General features: G+C 72.1%; 11 protein-coding genes and 1 riboswitch. Of the genes, 3 read left to right on the forward strand and 8 right to left on the reverse strand.

The annotated features are described in order from the left end of the window. Nucleotides 1-8: 8 nt before the first annotated feature. A complete protein-coding gene (gene eno, locus RAN62_RS39940) occupies nucleotides 9-1,289 on the reverse strand; it encodes a phosphopyruvate hydratase (RefSeq protein WP_305790101.1) in 1,281 nt (426 codons plus the stop codon). Between the two features lie 315 nt (nucleotides 1,290-1,604). Next, nucleotides 1,605-2,252 carry a response regulator transcription factor gene (locus RAN62_RS39945; RefSeq protein WP_305790102.1) on the reverse strand — a complete coding sequence of 216 codons (648 nt, stop codon included), beginning with the start codon at nucleotides 2,250-2,252 and terminating at the stop codon, nucleotides 1,605-1,607. Between the two features lie 321 nt (nucleotides 2,253-2,573). Here RAN62_RS39945 and RAN62_RS39950 point away from each other — a divergent pair, with 321 nt between their 5' ends. Together RAN62_RS39950 and RAN62_RS39955 are read left to right on the forward strand one after the other, a co-directional pair. Then, nucleotides 2,574-3,383 (forward strand): FAD binding domain-containing protein, encoded by an 810-nt coding sequence (locus tag RAN62_RS39950; RefSeq protein ID WP_305790103.1) that lies wholly within the window; start codon nucleotides 2,574-2,576, stop codon nucleotides 3,381-3,383. Further along, nucleotides 3,380-6,448: a molybdopterin-dependent oxidoreductase gene (locus RAN62_RS39955; RefSeq protein ID WP_305790104.1), complete on the forward strand. Its 3,069-nt coding sequence runs from the start codon at nucleotides 3,380-3,382 to the stop codon at nucleotides 6,446-6,448. Before RAN62_RS39950 ends, RAN62_RS39955 begins: the two co-directional genes overlap by 4 nt. Nucleotides 6,449-6,832: 384 nt before the next feature. Here RAN62_RS39955 and RAN62_RS39960 read toward each other — a convergent pair whose 3' ends face one another. From RAN62_RS39960 to metH, 3 genes are all read right to left on the reverse strand, one after another. Then, nucleotides 6,833-8,206, reverse strand: coding sequence for a glycoside hydrolase family 43 protein (locus RAN62_RS39960; protein ID WP_305790105.1), 1,374 nt, complete (start codon nucleotides 8,204-8,206; stop codon nucleotides 6,833-6,835). Between the two features lie 148 nt (nucleotides 8,207-8,354). After that, the gene (locus RAN62_RS39965) at nucleotides 8,355-9,215 is read right to left on the reverse strand and encodes a family 43 glycosylhydrolase (protein ID WP_305790106.1); all 861 of its coding nucleotides are present in this window, start codon (nucleotides 9,213-9,215) and stop codon (nucleotides 8,355-8,357) included. Nucleotides 9,216-9,556: 341 nt separating this feature from the next. After that, nucleotides 9,557-13,135 (reverse strand): methionine synthase, encoded by a 3,579-nt coding sequence (metH, locus tag RAN62_RS39970; protein ID WP_305790107.1) that lies wholly within the window; start codon nucleotides 13,133-13,135, stop codon nucleotides 9,557-9,559. A gap of 20 nt (nucleotides 13,136-13,155) precedes the next feature. Further along, nucleotides 13,156-13,234: riboswitch (S-adenosyl-L-homocysteine riboswitch) on the reverse strand. 174 nt (nucleotides 13,235-13,408) lie between these two features. Here metH and RAN62_RS39975 point away from each other — a divergent pair. Next, nucleotides 13,409-14,398 (forward strand): MHYT domain-containing protein, encoded by a 990-nt coding sequence (locus RAN62_RS39975; RefSeq protein WP_305790108.1) that lies wholly within the window; start codon nucleotides 13,409-13,411, stop codon nucleotides 14,396-14,398. On the opposite strand, the gene cydC is transcribed toward RAN62_RS39975, so the two are convergent. From cydC to cydB, 3 genes are read right to left on the reverse strand one after another with little or no spacing between them, the layout of a single operon-like run. Continuing rightward, the gene (gene cydC / locus RAN62_RS39980) at nucleotides 14,384-16,021 is read right to left on the reverse strand and encodes a thiol reductant ABC exporter subunit CydC (protein ID WP_305790109.1); all 1,638 of its coding nucleotides are present in this window, start codon (nucleotides 16,019-16,021) and stop codon (nucleotides 14,384-14,386) included. The two genes, RAN62_RS39975 and cydC, sit on opposite strands and share 15 nt — an antisense overlap. Continuing rightward, nucleotides 16,018-17,580, reverse strand: coding sequence for a thiol reductant ABC exporter subunit CydD (gene cydD, locus RAN62_RS39985; protein WP_305790110.1), 1,563 nt, complete (start codon nucleotides 17,578-17,580; stop codon nucleotides 16,018-16,020). Before cydD ends, cydC begins: the two co-directional genes overlap by 4 nt. Continuing rightward, nucleotides 17,577-18,572, reverse strand: coding sequence for a cytochrome d ubiquinol oxidase subunit II (gene cydB / locus RAN62_RS39990; RefSeq protein ID WP_305790111.1), 996 nt, complete (start codon nucleotides 18,570-18,572; stop codon nucleotides 17,577-17,579). Before cydB ends, cydD begins: the two co-directional genes overlap by 4 nt. Between the last annotated feature and the right edge of the window lie 3 nt (nucleotides 18,573-18,575).

Raw genomic sequence — 18,575 nt, forward strand, 5'->3', positions numbered from 1 at the left:
GACCGTCGTCATCGGCTCAGCGCCAGCGCCGTCCCCGCGTAGCGTGCCTGCTCGCCCAGCTCCTCCTCGATCCGCAGGAGCTGGTTGTACTTCGCCGTCCGCTCGGAGCGGGACAGCGAGCCCGTCTTGATCTGCCCGCACCCCACCGCCACCGCGAGATCGGCGATGGTGGTGTCCTCGGTCTCCCCGGAGCGGTGGGACATGACCGCCGACCAGCCGGCGTCCAGCGCCACCCGCGTGGTCTCGAGCGCCTCCGTGAGCGTGCCGATCTGGTTGAGCTTGACGAGCACCGCGTTGGCATAACCGCCGCTGATGCCCGCGCGCACCCGCTCCGCGTCGGTGCAGAAGACGTCGTCGCCGACCAGCTGCAGCCGATCGCCCGCGGCCTGGGTCAGCCGGGCCCACCCGACGAGGTCGTCCTGGGCCATCGGGTCCTCGAGGGAGGCCACGGGATAGCGGTCGCAGAGATCGAGCAGATAGCTGACCTGCTCCCCCGTCGTGCGCCGGCGCCCCTCACCCGCATAGTCGTAGACCCCGTCGCGGTAGAACTCCGAGCTCGCCGGGTCGAGACACACGGTGAAGTCGGCGCCGGGCTCGTAGCCGGCTGCCCGGATCGTGGCCACCAGCAGGTCGAGGGCCTCCTCGGCGCTCGTCAGCTCGGGCGCGAACCCACCCTCGTCCCCGACGGCGGTGCTGTGGCCGGCCGCTGCCAGCCGCTTGCGCAGCGTGTGGAACACCTCGGCGCCCATGCGTAACGCCTCCGCGAACGACGGGGCACCGATGGGCGCGATCATGAATTCCTGCATGTCCAGCGCGTTGCTCGCATGGGCGCCGCCGTTGATCACGTTGATCATGGGCACGGGCAGCACCCGCGCGTTCACCCCGCCGATGTAGCGGTAGAGGGGCTGGTTATGCGCCGCGGCCGCCGCGCGGGCCACGGCCAGGGACACGCCGAGGATCGCGTTGGCACCCAGGCGGCTCTTGCCCGGCGTGCCGTCGAGCACCAGCATCGCCTCGTCGACCCCGGCCTGGTCCTCCGCGGTCAGCCCGCCCACCGCCGCGGCGAGCGGCCCGTTGACCGCCTCCACCGCGCGGCGCACCCCGAGCCCGTGGAAGCGGGACCGGTCGCCGTCGCGCAGCTCCACGGCCTCGTGGCGCCCCGTCGACGCCCCGGAGGGCACCGCGGCGCGGCCCCGGGAGCCGTCCGCGAGAACGACGTCGACCTCCACGGTCGGGTTGCCGCGGCTGTCCAGGATCTGGCGCGCTGTCACGGTTTCGATGACGGTCATGGCTGGCTCCCTGAGGCCGACACGGTGCGGATGGGCCGGAAGTCTTGCACCTCCGGGAGATCCACTTCGCGTTGTCCACAGGCGACGTACGTCACGTTGACCCGTCCCCAGGGGGTGGGTCTACCGTTCCCGCCATCCGAGCGCACCAGCGGGCTCACCAGCCGGCCGAGGCGCCTCTTCCACTATGCCCTGACCAGCACAAGGAGGCAGGTCATGACCCCACAACCCCACACCACCCCTCCGCCGTACGCCGTCATGGCCGGCCGGATCGTCAGGCTGCTCGTGTCCACTCTGGCACGGCTCGTCGCGCCGGCTTCACGGTTGCACGACGAGGCGGAAACCGACGCCCCGGCGGTTCTCGATCCACGCCGGGTCACCCAGTTTCCGGCGCAGGCTCGCGACATGGAAGTCGAGGGTCTTCCCCGGCCCCGTGAAGGACGGGCCCCAGATGGTGTCGACGATGCGCCGGCGAGGCACGACGGCGCCCGCGTCCTCGGCGAGCAGACACAGGAGGTCGTACTCCTTGGGGCTCAGCGGGATCGGGATCTTGTGCAGCCGCACCTCGCGGGAGCCGGTGTCGATGCTCAGCGGGCCGTGCCGGCGCACAGGGTCGGCGACGGGCGGGCGGGACCGGCCCTCGACCGCCCGCATCCGCGCCACCAGCTCCCCGACGCTGAAGGGCTTCGGCAGGTAGTCGTCGGCGCCGACGCCCCGGTCCCGGCCGGTGTCGTCGCGGGCCGTGAGCATGATCAGCGGCACCGATCCGGCCCGCCGCAGCCGCCGGCAGACCTCGGCCCCGTCGATGTCCGGCAGCCCGGGCGCCAGCAGCACCATGTCGCTGCGCGGGGCCGCGAGCGCGGCGGCGCCCGTGGCGACGTGATCGGTGACGATGCCGTAGCGGGCCAGCCCGTCGACCAGCGGTTCGGCGATGGACGCGTCGTCCTCTACCAGCAAGACCCTCATGCGCCACAGTACGGATCTCCGGCCCCGCGCGGTTCAGTCACGCCGCGTGACCACTGCGCGTTCCCGGCCCGCTACAGGACGGTGTCACCGGCGCGGAGGGCAGGCCCGCCAGTGGGACGTTTACTGTTCGCGGGCCTGAAACACACCGCGCGTAACGTAGCGTGTTTCCGTCAGGGTCCCGATGCGGAGAGTGCGGAGCGCCGCTCGGCGGCAGGCCGTGCTCGCGTCCGGGAGCTGCGGAAACGGCGGCTGCACCGCGGGAGCACGCGCAAGCCGCCGAGCCGGGAGCCGGGGCAAGTCGCGGAGGCAGGGGGCACGCGCGTGGATCTGCACACGGTCGTCGAGGTGGTCAGCCCGGCCGGTCCCGGGCAGTGGCGTCCCGGGGACGCCTGGCTGGCCGGCGGCACAGCGCTGTTCGCGGAGTCGCGGCCCGGCGTGACCAGGTTGCTCGACCTCGCGGCCGCCGGCTGGACCCCGATCAGCGTGGGACCCGGCGGCATGGAGATCGCGGCCACCTGCACCGTGGCCGAGCTGGCGGGCTTCCGGCAGGCGCCCGGGCTCACGGCGTTCCACGGGCTGGCGACGGCGTGCTGTCATGCGTTCCTGGCCTCGTTCAAGATCTGGAACGTCGCGACCGTCGGCGGCAACCTGTGCGCGGCGTTGCCCGCGGGGCCGATGATCGCGCTCACCGCCGCGCTCGACGGGGAATGCCTGATCCTCGGGCCCGCCGGAGAGCGCCGTGTCCCGGTGGCAAGTTTCGTCACCGGTGACGGCACCACGGTGCTGCGCGACGGGGAACTGCTGCGATCCATCACGCTGCCTGCGGCATCACTTGTCGGGCGAACGGCGTACCGGCAAGGGTCGTTGTTCCGGCACGGGCGGTCGGCGGTGCTGCTCGCGGGCCGCCTGACGCGCCGCGGCGAGGCACTGGTTCTCACGGTGACGGCGGCCACGGTGAGGCCGTACCAGATGCGGTTCGACGGAGTGCCCGACCAGAAGACGCTGCGGGAGGCGTTGGAGGCGGCCGTCCCGGACGACGCCTGGACCGACGACGTGCACGGGCTGCCGGAGTGGCGGCGGCATCTGACGTTCCGCTATGCCGAGGAGATCCGGCAGGAGCTGACGGCATGAGCGGGCCCGAGGAGACGACTGGAAGCGCCGACCGGCGGGTGCCGACGGGAGTGGTGATCAACGGGGCCGTGCACGGGCGGACGCCGCGGGCGGGGCAGTGCTTGCGGACCTACCTGCGGGAGGAGGGCTGCTTCGGCGTCAAGAAGGGTTGCGACACCGGTGATTGCGGGGCGTGCACCGTTCATGTGGACGGGCAGCCGGTGCACAGCTGTCTCTATCCGGCCTTCCGGGCGCACGGCAAGCAGGTGACGACCATCGAGGGGTTGGCGGCGACGCGGGGCTCCGAGGAGGGCACCGACGGGTTGCATCCGGTGCAGCGGCGGTTTCTGGAGGCGCAGGGGTTCCAGTGCGGCTTCTGCACGGCGGGGCTCATCATGACCACCGCGGCGTTGACCGAGGAGCAGGGCGCCGATCTGCCTCGGGCCTTGAAGGGAAACCTGTGCCGGTGCACGGGGTACAGGGCCGTGGCCGATGCGGTTGCGGGCGTGCGGAACGTCGGCGAGTTCCGGGCCGGTGCGGCCGTCGGCGGGAATCTGGGTGCCCCGGCCGGGCCGGAGGTCGTCACGGGGACGGCCCGGTACACCTTCGATGTCGACATGCCGGGCACGCTGCATCTCAAGGTGCTGCGGTCGCCGCACGCCCATGCCCGGGTGCTCGGCGTGGACACGGCGGGCGCCCTGGCCGTACCCGGCGTGCGGTTGGTCTTGACGTCTGCCGACGCGCCGCAGCGGCACTTCTCGACCGCCCGGCACGAGAATCCGCGGGAGGATCCGGCCGATACGCGGGTGCTCGACGACGTCGTCCGCTTCGTGGGTCAGCGCGTCGCCGCCGTCGTGGCCGACACCGAGGGGGCGGCGGAGGAGGGTTGCCGGCGGCTGCGGGTGACGTACGAGGTGCTGCCCGCGGTCATCGAGCCGGAGGCGGCGATGCGGCCCGGCGCTCCCCTGGTGCACGGCGACAAGAACACCGCCGAGCACCGGATCGCCCGGCCGGACGGCAATGTGGTCGGTGAGCTGCACGACGAGCTGGGGTCCGTCGCGGCGGGGTTCGGCGAGGCCGACGTGGTGTACGAGGGAACGTTCCGCACGGGGCGCGTGCAACACGCCAGCCTTGAGACCCACGGGGCGCTGGGGTGGCTGGACGAGGCCGGCCGCCTCACGATCCGGACCAGCACACAGACACCGTTCCTGACCCGGCGGGCGCTGGCCGACCTGTACGACCTGCCGATGGATGAGGTACGCGTGCTGACCGGGCGCGTCGGAGGCGGGTTCGGCGGCAAGCAGGAGATGCTGGTCGAGGATCTCGTGGCCCTCGCGGTGCGGCGGCTCGGCGAACCGGTCAAGCACGAGTACACCCGCGCCGAGCAGTTCACCTCCGCGACGACGCGGCACCCGTTCACCGTACGGATGAAGGCCGGCGCGCGCCGGGACGGCACCCTGACCGCGATGGAGCTGCGGGTCGTGGTGGACACGGGCGCCTACGGCAACCACGGGCCGTCGGTCATGTTCCACGGCTGCCACGAATCGCTGGCCGTGTACCGCTGCGCGAACAAGAAGGTCGACGCGTTCACGGCCTACACGAACACGGTGCCCGCCGGGGCGTTCCGCGGCTACGGGCTGGGGCAGGTCACCTTCGCGGTGGAGTCGGTGCTGGACGAACTGGCCCGGCAGCTGGGCATGGACCCGGTGACACTCCGCGAGCGCAACGTCGTGCGGCCGGGCGAGGCGATGACCGCGCCGGGCTCGCACGCCGACGACCTGACCATCGCCAGCTACGGACTCGACCAGTGCCTCGACGCCATCCGAACCGCCGCCGGCGGCGCGATGCCGGACCGTGTTGCGGACGAGCGCCCATCGGGGGCTGTCGAGTCGGAGGCCGCGCCGAGGGAGCGGCTGGCCGGAGCGGAGGCCGCGCGAAGAGGGAGGCCGGTCGGGTCGGACACCGCGCCGGAGGGGCGGCTGGCCGGAGCGGAGGCCGCGCGGGAAGAGGGGCCGGTCGAGTCGGACACCGCGCCGGAGGGGCGACTGGCCGGAGCGGAGGCCGCGCCGGAGGGGTGGCTGGTCGGTGAGGGGATGGCCATCGCGATGATCGCGGCCGGGCCGCCGGGCGGGCACTTCGCTGACGCCGTGGTGTCGCTGCGGCCGGACGGTCGCTACGAGATCGCGGTGGGGACCACGGAGTTCGGCAACGGCAGCACGACGGTGCACGCGCAGATCGTGGCGGACGAGCTGGGGACGACTCCCGATCGCATCGTCGTCCGGCAGTCGGACACGGACGTGGTGGGGCACGACACCGGGGCGTTCGCCTCTACGGGCGTGGTGGTCGCCGGGCAGGCTGTGCTGCGTGCGGCTCAGGCGCTGCGGGTGCGGCTGCTCGCGGTCACGGGCGGAGAGAGCTTGGGGCCGGATCACGTGGTTCGGGCCGACGGAAGCACCGTGCCGCTGACCGAAGTCGCGGCTGCGGGCGAGGGCGGGGGGTTGCGGGGTGAGGGGCGCTGGACGGGGACGCCTCGGTCGGTGGCTTTCAATGCTCAGTGGTTCCGGGTGGCGGTGGATCCTGGGACCGGGGAGGTGCGGATTCTGCGCAGCGTGCACAGTGCCGATGCCGGGCGGGTGCTGAATCCGTTGCAGTGCCGGGGGCAGGTCGAGGGCGGTGTGGCGCAGGCGCTCGGGTCGGCGATGACCGAGCGGATGGTCGTCGGGCCGGACGGGGCGGTTGCGACGACCGGGTTCCGGCAGTATCACTTGCCTAGCTTCGCGGACGTGCCACGGACCGAGGTGGTGTTCGCCGAGACGGATGACGCCATCGGGCCGCTGGGGGCGAAGTCGATGAGCGAGAGCCCGTACAACCCGGTTGCGCCCGCGTTGGCCAATGCCCTGCGGGACGCGACCGGAGTGCGGTTCACCGAGCTGCCGTTCACCCGCGACCGGGTGTGGCGGGCGTTGCGCGACGCCGGGCCGGCCGACGACACCGACCAGCCCGGGACGCCGCAGGAGGAACAACCGGTGACCGGGCAGCCCACAGCACACGCCGAGGCGGCAGCGACCGGCGACAGCGGCCAGTGATGGCGACCCCGACCGGCGCCCCGCGACCCGCGACCGGCGACCCCCAAACCGCGACCCGCAACCGCGACCAGCGACCGGCGACCGGCGACCGGCGACCGGCGACCGGGATGGAGGCGGCGATCAGCACCCGTTAACCCAGCGACGGAGGCGGCGGCCGCAACGGCGACCGGCGCGGCCCGTGACCGATGAGGCGGCGTGGCAAGCGGCGCGTCCAGGGTCACCGGCCGGCGAGGGGCGGGCGTCCGGCTTATGGGGCGGGCGGGTGGAGGTTGGCGGACGACGGGCGAGGGCGAGATCAGCGGACGACCGGCGAGGGCGAGATCAGCGGACGACCGGCGAGGGCGAGATTGGCGGACGGCAGGTGGCGGGTGGGAGTGGCCCGGGTCAGTAGCCGACGCGGAAGGTGGCGTCTTGTTTGTCTGTGGTGCTGGAGCTGGAGGTGAGGGGGTCGATGCGGAGGACGTAGTTGGAGTGGCGGAGGTAGCGGTCCGGGAAGTTGTACGACTGGAAGCTGGTCCAGGTGGAGTCGGCCAGGCCGGGGGTGCGGCGGAAGGTGGCGTCGGCGTTGAAGGTGGTGGTGCCGTCGGGGGCGCTCAGGACCATGGAGTAGTTGGCGTGGCGGAGGTACATCGACGGGTAGTTGACCGAGCGGAAGGAGACGGCCGTGGAGTCGGCGAGGCCGGGGACGACAGTCCAGAGCTGGTCCTGGTACGGGTCGAAGGGGTACGCGTCGATGCGGCCCACGTTGTCGGCGTGGCGGATGTAGCGGTCCGGGAAGTTGTAGGACTTGATGCGGTTCCACGCCGGGGCGCCGTAGCGGGACAGCAGGGCCGTCATCTCAGCGCTGGTGATGGGGGTGAGGCCGGGGTGCTTGGAGTTGAGCGGCTGCGTGTAGGCGCGGTCGTTGAGCAGCGTCCACGCCCCGCCCGGGATGTTGGTCGACTGCCAGCAGAAGAAGCGCCCGTTGGGACTCCACGTGTCGCCCCACATCCACCAGACGTCGGCGGTGTTCGACTTGACGATGTTGGGCGCCTCGACGCCGCGGCCGGGGCCGATGGCTGACGTGTAGACGCTGAAGCTGCCTGGGTTGAAGGACGACGAGCGCGTACCGAGGAGGGTGCTGTTGGTGTTGTTCTTGTAGTACATGTAGTTGACGCCGCCGACCGTGACGAAGGAGCCGTCGATCGCGTCGTAGCCGGGGTCGTAGAACACTGTGCCCTCGGTGGCGGTCCGGAAGTCCGCGGTCCAGCTGACCATGAGCACGTTGTGTCCGGACGAGTTGACCGCCGAGTAGACGACGGCGTACTGGCCGCGGGCGGAATCCCAGACGGCCTCGGGCGCCCAGGCGTGCGTGGCCAGCGAGTGCACCTTCAGCAGCCGGTACCCGGTGAACGTGCGCAGGTCGGCCGAGTCCCAGACGTGCAGATACTGACTCTGGTACGCCCAGTCGGTCCCGTTGAGATCGGTGGCCAGCACGACGAAGGTGCCGTCCTGTTTGCGCAGGATGAACGGGTCACGCAGCCCCTTGCTCCCGAGCGTCGGCGTGGCGACCGGGTTGTTCTGGTTGAGCGGCGTCCAGTTGAGCCCGTCCGCGCTGACCGCCAGGTGCAGCGCATACCGGGCGGCAGCCATCGTCGGCGACTCGGTGAAGTACGCCATCGCATAGCCGCCGTAGGTCGCCGCCGAGGCCCGGCCGGCCGGAAGAAGCAGCCCGGCGGACAGACCCGCGCCGGCCGCCAGCACAGAACGCCGTTTCATGACACCACCGCCAGAGGAGAGGACGAACGAGAGCACAACGCCGGCAAGACGCGAGACACAGGCGAGTCGAAAGACGCCGGCAAGACGCGAGACGCAGGCGAGACGAGAGACGAGGAGAAGGCGCGCGCAGCGGACAGGAGGAACGACGTCACTTGGCCACCGCCGTCCCGTGCCGGCAACCGGAGCAGCCGACCGCCGACAGGCCCGTCCACGTGGTCAGGTCGGATGACGTCGCCGTCCACAGGCCGCCGTTCGTGTACTTGTCGACATAGATGCGCCAGGACCCGTCGTCGAGGCGGACGAGCGACGGCCCCTCGTACCCCGAGCTCCAGAGGGTGCCGCGGTTGACCCAGCCCTCGTAGAGGTTCGCGGTCGTGGTCCAGTGCTCGATGTACTTGGTCGTCTCGTTCTTCGTGAACGCGTGCCACGTGCTCCCCGACTTCACCACGAACGTGTCGATGTGGTTCGTGCCGAGACCCCACATCTGCGCCGGACCGCTCCACGAGGTGAGCGCGGTGTTCTGGGCGGTGTAGACGTACGGGCGGAAGCACTCGGAACACGTCGTCGCCGCGACCGACGCGATGAGCCGGACCGTCCCGCCCTCCACGTAGAACTCGGGTGCCCACGTGAACTTCGTGTTCGCGATGCCGGAATTGACCGAGGCCACATGCGTCCACGACGTCAGATTCGTCGACGAGGCGATGGTGAAGTAGGTGGAGTTCGTGGTCCAGGACTGCACGGTGTACGCGATGTAGTAGCGCCCGTTGTACTTCAGGATGCTCGGATCCCGCAGCACCCCGCTGGGCCCGCGATAGTTCGTGTCGGACAGCACGCTGTAACTCGTGCCGCCGTTCGTCGACTGGTAGACCCACAACTCCTGGTCGGCCGCGCCGTCGCCCTTGAACGTCGTGTAGACGAGCGTGGTCGCCGCGAGCGCCGGAGGGGGCGCCGCCAGGCCGCCCGCCAGGACGGCGAGCAGAAGGGTCAGGATGCTGCGCCAGAGCCGCATTCGGCCTCCATCGAGGATGTGATCGCTAACAACGGACGCCGTGTTACGTAACGACGGCGAAGAGGTTTCCCGATGGTTGCGCTCACATCGATGACTGTCAAGGTCTGCCCGCGAGCGGCGTGACCGTCACAAGGCGTCCGCGAGCGGCGTGACCGTCAGAAGGCGCCCGCGAGCAAGATGACCGTCAACAGGCGCCCGCGAGCAAGATGACCGTCAGAAGGCGCCCGCGAGCAAGATCGCCATCAACAGGCGCCCGCGCGGAACAGGCCCGACAAAGGCAGAAGAGGCCCAGCAAAAAGGGCCCGGGCGACAACCGCCCGGGCCCCACCGAGAAAAAGAGATCAGCTGGGCTCGTAAGCCAGATTCGGCCGCAGCCACCGCTCCACATCCGCGACGGACATCCCCCGCCGAGCGGCATAGTCCTCGATCTGGTCCCGCCCCAGCCGCCCCACGGTGAAGTACCGCGACGCCGGGTGCGCGAAGATCAGCCCGCTGACCGCGGCCGCCGGCGTCATCGCGTACGACTCGGTCAGCCCGATGTTCAGCGCCGCCGTGTCCAGCAGCTCGAAGAGGTCCTTCTTCTCGCTGTGGTCGGGCGACGCCGGATAGCCGAGCGCCGGCCGGATGCCCCGGAACCGCTCGGCGTGCAGGTCCTCCAGCCGGGGAACGGCGTCGGGCTCGAACCACTCGCGCCGCACCCGCAGGTGGATCGCCTCGGCGAAGGCCTCGGCGAGCCGGTCCGCGAGCGCCTTGACCATGATGGCGCGGTAGTCGTCCTGCTCCGCCTCGTACTTCGCGGCCAGCTCGTCGGCGCCGTGGATCGACACCGCGAACCCGCCCAGGTGGTCCCCGGCCGGCGCGATGTAGTCGGCGAGGGACCGGTTCGCCCGGCCCGCCGGCTTCTCGGTCTGCTGCCGCAGCATCGGGAACCGGACACCGTTCTCGAGAACGATGTCGTCACCCTCGGAGTGCGCCGGCCACAAGGCGTAAGCCCCCCGGGCCGTGAACGAGTCGTTGGCGATGATCTCGTCCAGCAGCGCCTGCGCGTCGTCCCACAGCTCCCGGGCCACGGGCTGCTCCAGAATCGCCGGGAACTTGCCCTTCAGCTCCCAGGCGAGGAACAAGAACTGCCAGTCCACCAGCTCCCGCAGCGAGGCGATGGACGGCGACACCTCGCGCCGCCCGACGAACGAGGGCGTCGGCAGTTCCGAGAAGTCGACCTGCTCGCGGTTGGCCCGCGCGTCGGCCAGGGTCAGCATGGCCTGCGAGCGCCGGTTCTCGTGCTGCTCCCGGAGCCGCTGCTGCTCGGCCCGGTTGTCGGCGTCGAGCACCGCGGCGCGGCCCGGGTCGAGCAGGTTCGACACCACGCCGACCACGCGCGACGCGTCGAGGACGTGCACGGTCGAGCCCTCGTACGCGGGCGCGATGCGTACGGCGGTGTGCTGCTTGGAGGTCGTCGCCCCGCCGATGAGCAGCGGCATCGTCATCCCGCGGCGCTGCATCTCGGCGCTGACCGCGACCATCTCGTCCAGCGACGGCGTGATCAGGCCGGACAGGCCGATCGCGTCGGCGCCCTCCGCGATCGCGGTCTCCAGGATCTTCGCCGCGGGCACCATGACGCCGAGATCCACGACCTCGTAGTTGTTGCAGCCCAGCACCACGCCGACGATGTTCTTGCCGATGTCGTGGACGTCGCCCTTGACCGTGGCGAGCACGACCTTGCCCTGCCCGCGGCCGGAGGCCTTCTCCTTCTCCATGAAGGGCTCCAGGTACGCGACCGAGCGCTTCATCACGCGCGCGCTCTTCACGACCTGGGGCAGGAACATCTTGCCCGAGCCGAAGAGGTCGCCGACGACCTTCATGCCGTCCATGAGCGGGCCCTCGATGACGTCGAGCGGCCGGTCGAGCAGCTGCCGCGCCTCCTCGGTGTCCTCCTCGACGAAGTCGACGATGCCGTGCACCAGCGCGTACGACAGCCGCTCGGCGACCGGCGCCTCACGCCACGACAGGTCGACGGTGCGCTTGGTGCCCGACCCGGTGACCGACGAGGCGAAGGTCACCAGCCGGTCGGTGGCGTCCTCACGCCGGTCGAAGAGCACGTCCTCGACCAGCTCGAGCAGGTCGGCCGGGATGTCCGCATAGACGGCGAGCTGGCCGGCGTTGACGATGCCCATGTCCAGGCCGACCTGGGTGGCGTGGAACAGGAACGCCGAGTGCATCGCCTCGCGCACCACGTCGTTGCCGCGGAAGGCGAAGGACAGGTTCGAGATGCCACCCGAGGTACGCGCCCCCGGGCACCGCTCCTTGATCCGCGGCAGCGCGTCGAGGAACGCCTTCGCGTATCCGTTGTGCTCGGCGATGCCCGTGGCGACCGCCAGCACGTTGGGGTCGAAGATGATGTCCTCGGGCGCGAACCCCGACTCGACCAGCAGGTCATATGCCCGGCCGCAGATCTCGACCTTCCGGTCCGCGGTGTCGGCCTGCCCCTGCTCGTCGAAGGCCATGACCACGACGCCCGCGCCGTAGTCGCGGATCTTGGCGGCCTGCGCCAGGAACGGCCCGGGGCCTTCCTTCAGGGAGATCGAGTTGACGACGCCCTTGCCCTGCACGCACTTCAGACCGGCCTCGAGCACGCTCCACTTGGAGCTGTCGATCATCACCGGGATGCGGGCGACCTCGGGCTCGGTCGCGATCAGGTTGAGGAAGGTGGTCATCGCCCGCTCGCTGTCGAGCAGGTCGGCGTCCATGTTCACGTCGAGCAGGTTGGCGCCGCCGCGCACCTGCTCGAGGGCCACGTCGACGGCGGCCTGATAGTCGTCGGCCTCGATGAGCCGGCGGAACTTGGCCGAGCCGGTGACATTGGTCCGTTCGCCGATCATCACGAAGCCGGTGTCGGGTCCGATCTCGAACGGCTCGAGCCCGCTGAACCGCGTCGACGAGACCGGCGCGGGCACCGAGCGGGGCGCGACGCCGCGCACCGTCTCCGCGAGGCGGGCGATGTGCGCCGGCGACGTGCCGCAACAGCCGCCCACGATGTTGACGAAGCCGGACGTGGCGAACTCGCCGACCAGGGCCGCGGTCTGGTCGGGCGTCTCGTCGTAGCCGCCGAAGGCGTTGGGCAGGCCCGCGTTCGGGTGCGACGCCACGTAGGTGCTCGAGAGCTTGGCCAGCTCGGCCACGTGCGGGCGCATCTCGGCGGCGCCGAGCGCGCAGTTGACGCCGACGACCAGCGGCTCGGCCCGCTCGATCGAGCGCCAGAACGCCGACACGGTCTGCCCCGACAACGTACGCCCGGACAGGTCGACGATCGTCACCGAGATCCACAGCGGCAGCTCGGGCGCCACCTCGCGCGCCGCGGCGATAGCGGCCTTGGCGTTGAGGGTGTCGAAGATCGTCTCGATCAGGAGCAGGTCGACGCCGCCCTCCTTCAGGGCGCTGATCTGCTCGGCATAGGTGGCCTTGACCTGGTCGAAGGTCACCGCGCGATAGGCGGGGTCGTCGACGCGGGGCGACAGCGACAGCGTGACGTTGAGCGGGCCGACCGAGCCCGCGACGAACTTGCCGCCGGCCTCGTCGGCGGCCTGCCGGGCGAGCTGGGCGGCGCGCACGTTCATGTCGTGCACCAGGTACTCGAGCCCGTAGTCGGCCTGGCCGATGCTGGTCGCGGTGAAGGTGTTGGTGGTCGTGATGTCGGCGCCCGCGGCGAGATATTGCCGGTGGGCGTCGAGGATCAGGTCCGGCCGGGTCAGGGCGAGCACGTCGGGGTCGCCCGTGACGTCCTTGGGATGGTCGGCGGGGATCAGCTCGTTGCGGAAGTCCTCCGGCTTGAGCTTGGCGCCCTGCAGCATCGTGCCCCAGGCGCCGTCGAGCACCAGGATGCGCTCGGCCATCAGCGAGCGCAGCGAGTCGGTTACGGACACACGACCACCTCCGGGTAGCGAACTCGGAGGCGCCCTTGGTCGGTGTGACGAGCCAAACCGAGCGTGGCGGGTTTCCCCGTTGCAGCGCCCCTCGGTCTGGGCACCAAGAGTACCGCAACCCGGTCACAACGACCCGGTCCCGGCCCGTCGCTTCGGCCGGGCCCGCCTCCCCCGAACGGCCCGATCTTCCGCGATGTCGCTCCGCCCCGGTACGGAATGCCTGCTCAGCGTGCAGGATGCTGCCCGAGGCGATATAGCTGGGGGATGCAGGCCATGGAAATCCATCACTTCGAGCAGGGCTGGGTGACGCCCGTCCTCAGCTACGCGCTGTCGGTGCTCGGCTCGGCCCTGGGCCTCGTCTGCGCCATCCGGCTGCGGACCGCGCCCGGCAGCGGCGCCCGCGCCTGGTGGCTGTCGCTGTCGGCGGTCGCGATCGGCGGCACCGGCATCTGGGCCATGCACTTCGTCGCCATGATGGGCTTCCGGGTGGTCGGCACCCCCATCCGGTACGACGTCGGCCTCACCGCCGCGAGCGCGCTGCTCGCCGTCGTGGCGGTCGGCGCCGGCCTGGCGGTCGCCTTCGGCGGAGCCACGGTACGCGCGGCCCGGCTCGTCACGGGCGGTGTCCTCGCCGGTCTGGGCGTCGCCGCGATGCACTACCTCGGCATGGCGGGCATGCACCTCAACGCCCACATCTCGTACGGAGTCCCCCGCGTGGCCGCCTCGATCGCCGTCGCCGTGGTCGCCGCCACCGTGGCCCTCTGGCTCGCCGCCCGCGTGCACCGGCCCGTGGCCGTCCTCGGCGCCGCCCTGATCATGGGCGTCGCGGTCAACGGCATGCACTTCACCGGCATGTCCGCGATGTCCGCCCGGCCCGGCGCGGACACCGGCGTCCCGGGCGGCGCCACCGCCTCGTCGCTGCTGGTCCCGATCGGCGTCGCCGTCGTCTTCGCGCTGCTGGCCCTCGGCTACGCCCTGATGGCCGCCCCGACCGAGGAGGACCGGGCCGCCGCCGCCTATCTGGCCGCCCGCCGCGAGGAGTCCGCCGCCCGCCGCGCCGCGGCCACCCCGAACGCCGCCCCGATGGCCGCCGGCCTCCTGGACTCCCCGCGCCGGGCGACCGGCCGGAGGGCGGCCCGGCCCGGCGCGACCGGCCCGCGGCAGCCCACGATCCCGCAGCAGGGCGGCCATGTCGCCAAGGCCCGCGACTCGGCGCTCGGCAGCGGCACCTGGACCTACCGGGACCGGTCAGACCGGCAGTAGCTCGCGGGGCCCGAGCCGGACGACGGTGTCCACCCCGGCGAGGTCCTCCGTCCGGTGGGTGATGAGCAGCACGGCCCGCTCCCCGGCCGCGGCGAGCAGGTCCCGGGTCAGCGCCCGCGCGGTCGCGTCGTCCAGGTGCTCGGCCGGCTCGTCGAGGATCAGCACGCGCGCGTCGGTCAGCAGCGCCCGGGCGAGCGCCAGCCGCCGCCGCTGCCCGCCCGACAGCTGCGCGCCGTGCTCCCCCACCGGCGTCTCGAGGCCGCCGGGCAGCGACGCCACCCAGTCCGACAAGCGTGCCTGCCGCAGCGCGTCCCCCAGGGCGGCGTCGGTCGCGTCCGGTCGGCCGATCCGCAAATTCGCGGCGATCGACGCGTCGAACAGGTACGCGTCCTCGGGCAGCCACACCACGGCCCGCCGCACGTCCGAGGGGTCCAGCTCCCGGAGATCGGCCCCGTTGAGCAGCACCCGCCCGGCCACCGGGTCGAGGAAGCGCACGAGCAGCGCCGCCACGGTCGACTTGCCCGACCCGCTCGGCCCGACGAGCGCCACCCGCGACCCCGGTGCGAGCGTCAGCGACAAGCCGGAAAAGACGTTCTCGCCCGGGATCCATGACGCGGACACGTCGACCATGCGGAGAGTCACCGGACCCGCCGGGACAGAAGCACTCCCCCCGACGACCGGCGCCGGCGCCGCCAGGACCTCGCCGAGCCGCCGCAGCCCGGCCCGCGCCCCGGCGAAGTGCTGCGCCGCCCCGGGCAGAGTCCCCGCGATCTCGAACACGGCCAGCGGCGTCAGCACCACCACCGCCAGCAACTCCCCCGGCAGCTCCCCGGCCCGCACGGCGACCGCCCCGGCGACGAGCCCGGCCAGCACGCTGATGCCCGCGCCCAGGGCGGTCACGGCGGCCGAGACGCCCGTGGCAGCCGACGAGCGCGACTCGGCCCGCCGCAGCCGGGCGTCCACGTCGTGCAAGAGAGCGAGCCGGCGCCCCTCGGCCCCGTACGCGAGCAGGTCGGGCCGGCCCTGCACCAGGTCGGCGGTGAGCGTGGCGAGCTCCCCGCGCAGCGGCGCCAGCTGACCGTCGGCCCGCCGGGCGGCCGCCGCCTGCACCAGCGGCACGATCACCGCCACGACAAGCAACGCCGCCGCCAGGACCACGCCGGCTGTCGGCAGCAGCGTCGCGACCAGAACGACCGCGGCGGCCCCGACGACCACGGCCACCGCGTACGGCAGCAGCACCCGGGTCACCAGGTCCAGCACCGCGTCCACGTCGGCGGCGAGGCGCTGGGCGAGGTCGGCGCGCCGGAACCGGGCCAGCCCGGCCGGGGCGATCCGCTCGAGGTGGGCGTACAGGCGGACGCGCAGTGCCCCCTGCACCCGGAACGCCGCGTCGTGGCCGATCAGCCGCTCGAGGTAGCGGAACACGCCGCGCCCGAGCCCGAACGCGCGCACGGCGACGATGGCCACCATGAGGTGCAGCACCGGCGGGTGCAGGGCAGCCCGCGAGATGAGCCACGCCGAGACGGCCATGAGCCCGACGCCCGAGCCGGCGGCCCCGATGCCGGCCAGCCCGGCCAGCAGCAGCCGCCCGGCCGCCGGGCGCAGCACCGACGTGATCCTCACGCGGTCACCAGGTCCAGGGCGATCGAGCGGCCGGCGAGGGCGATGAGCTCGGGCCGGTGGGCGGCGATGAGGACCGTACGCCCGGCGCTGAGCCGCCGGATCGCGTCCATGATCCCGGCCGCCGTGGCCGCGTCCAGGTTGGCGGTCGGCTCGTCCAGCAGCACGATCGGAGCGTCCCGCCGGAACGCCCGGGCGAGCGCGACCCGCTGCCGCTGGCCCGCCGACAGCCCCACGCCGCTGTCCCCGACCACCGTGTCGAGGCCGAAGTCGATGCCGGCCCCCTCGAAGGAGCCCGACGACCCGCCGAGCTCGATGTTGGAGCGCACGGTCCCCGCGAAGATGTGCGGCCGCTGCGGCACGTACGCGATCCGCGAGCGCCACGCATCGGGATCCACCGTGGCCAGATCGACATCCCCGACGGTCACCCGCCCGGCCGCCGGGGTCACGAAGCCCATCAGCACTGCCAGCGCCGTCGACTTGCCGCACCCGCTCGGCCCGGTCAGCGCCACGATCTCGCCGGGCTCGATCCGGGCGGTGAAGTCCCGCAGCGCCGGCGCGGCCCGCCCCGGGAAGGTCACCGTCACGCCCTCGAACGCGATGGATCCCGCCGGCGCCGGCCCGGATCCGCGCACCGGCTCGGGCTGATCCAGGATCGCGAAAACGGATTCGGCGGCGGCGACGCCCTCCGCGCTGGCGTGATAGTGCGCGCCGACCTGCCGCAGCGGCTGGTAGGCCTCGGGCGCCAGGATCAGCACGAGCAGCGCGGTCGTCAGGTCGAGGTGCCCGCTGACCAGCCGCAGCCCGATCCCCACGGCCACCAGGGCGACCGAGAGCGTGGCCAGCAGTTCGAGCACGAGCGAGGACAGGAACGCCGTGCGCAGCGTCCGCATGGTCACCCGGCGCTGCTCGTCGCTGATCCGCCGGACGATCGCCACCTGGGCCCGGGCCCGGCCGAAGATCTTCAGCGTCGGCAGCCCGGACACCACGTCGAGGAAGTGGTGTCCCAGCCGCTCGAGCAGCCGGAACTGCCGCCGGTTGGCCGCCTCGGTGTGCAGGCCGACCAGCGCCATGAAGAGTGGGATGAGCGGCAGGGTCAGCGCGACCGTCAGGGTGGCGGTCAGGTCGGCGCCCAGCAGCCGGGCCAGCACGATCGCGGGCACCAGCGCCGCCAGCACGAGCTGCGGCAGATACTTCGCGAAGTACGCGTCCAGCGCGTCCAGCCCCCGGGTCACGAGCACCGTGACCTCACCGGTCGACGCGGAGGAGCCGCGCGCCAGCACTTGACGCCGCAGGGCCGACTTGACGCCCGCCGCGGCCCGCGCGGAGACGACCTCCTGCGCCCAGGCGACGACAGCTCGTCCAGTGATCACCGCGGCCAGCCAGAGGAAGAGGGAAGAAACCGCGCCGTCCCCGAGGAACACCGTGCTGATGCCCTCCGCCAGCAGCGTCGCCTGCGCCACGATCAGCCCGGCCAGGGCGACCCCGAGGGCCACGGTCACCGCGAGGTAGGCGCGCGCCGGGCGGGCGTACCGGAGCAGGCGGGGATCCAGGGGTTTCACGCGGGGATCCGATCGACCGTCAGGCGCTGGCGGAACACCCAGTACGTCCACCCCTGGTAGAGCAGCACGACCGGCGTGAAGACCACGGCGACCCACGTCATCACGGTCAGCGTGTAGTGGCTGGACGCGGCGTTGGTCGTGGTGAGGCTGTTCGCGTCGGCCAGGGACGACGGCATGACGTTCGGGAAGAGCGTCACGAACAGTGCGAACACCGCGAGGACGAGCGTGGCGCCGGTGGCGACGAACGCCCAGCCCTCACGGCGTACCCGGATCAGGAGCGTGGCCGCGATCAGCGCGACCGCCGCCGCGGCAGCGAGCATGGCCCCGGCCGCGTCGGGGTGGGCCAGCCCGGTCCACAGCAGGAACGCGCCCGCGACCACGACGGCCGGCGGGGCGAGCCGCGTGGCCAGGCGACCGGCCCGGTCCCGCATCTCGCCGCCGGTCTTCAGAGCCAGGAACACCGCGCCGTGCAACGTGAACAGCGTCAGCGTGGTGAGACCCCCGAGCAGCCCGTACGGATTCAGCAGGTCGAGGAAGCCACCCACGTACTCGTGGTTCGTATCCAGTTTGACGCCGCGCACGATGTTGCCGAAGGCGACGCCCCACAACACCGCCGGGAGCAGACTGCCGGCGACGATCGCGATGTCCCAGCGCTTCTTCCAGCGCCCGCCGTCGCGCTTGCCGCGGTACTCGAAGGCGACCCCGCGGACGATGAGCGCCACCAGGATGAGCAGCAGCGGCAGGTAGAAGCCCGAGAAGAGGGTGGCGTACCACTCGGGGAACGCCGCGAACGTGGCGCCGCCGGCGACGATGAGCCAGACCTCGTTGCCGTCCCAGACCGGGCCGATGGTGTTGATGAGCAGCCGGCGCTCGCGGTCGGTGCGGCCGAGCACGGGCAGCAGGATCCCGACGCCGAAGTCGAAGCCCTCCAGGAGGAAGTAGCCGGTCCAGAGCAGGGCGATGAGCGCGAACCAGACGGTCGTGAGTTCCATGAT

Origin of the sequence: Symbioplanes lichenis (assembly GCF_030709675.1) — a bacterium.
GTDB classification, from domain to species: domain Bacteria; phylum Actinomycetota; class Actinomycetes; order Mycobacteriales; family Micromonosporaceae; genus Actinoplanes; species Actinoplanes lichenis.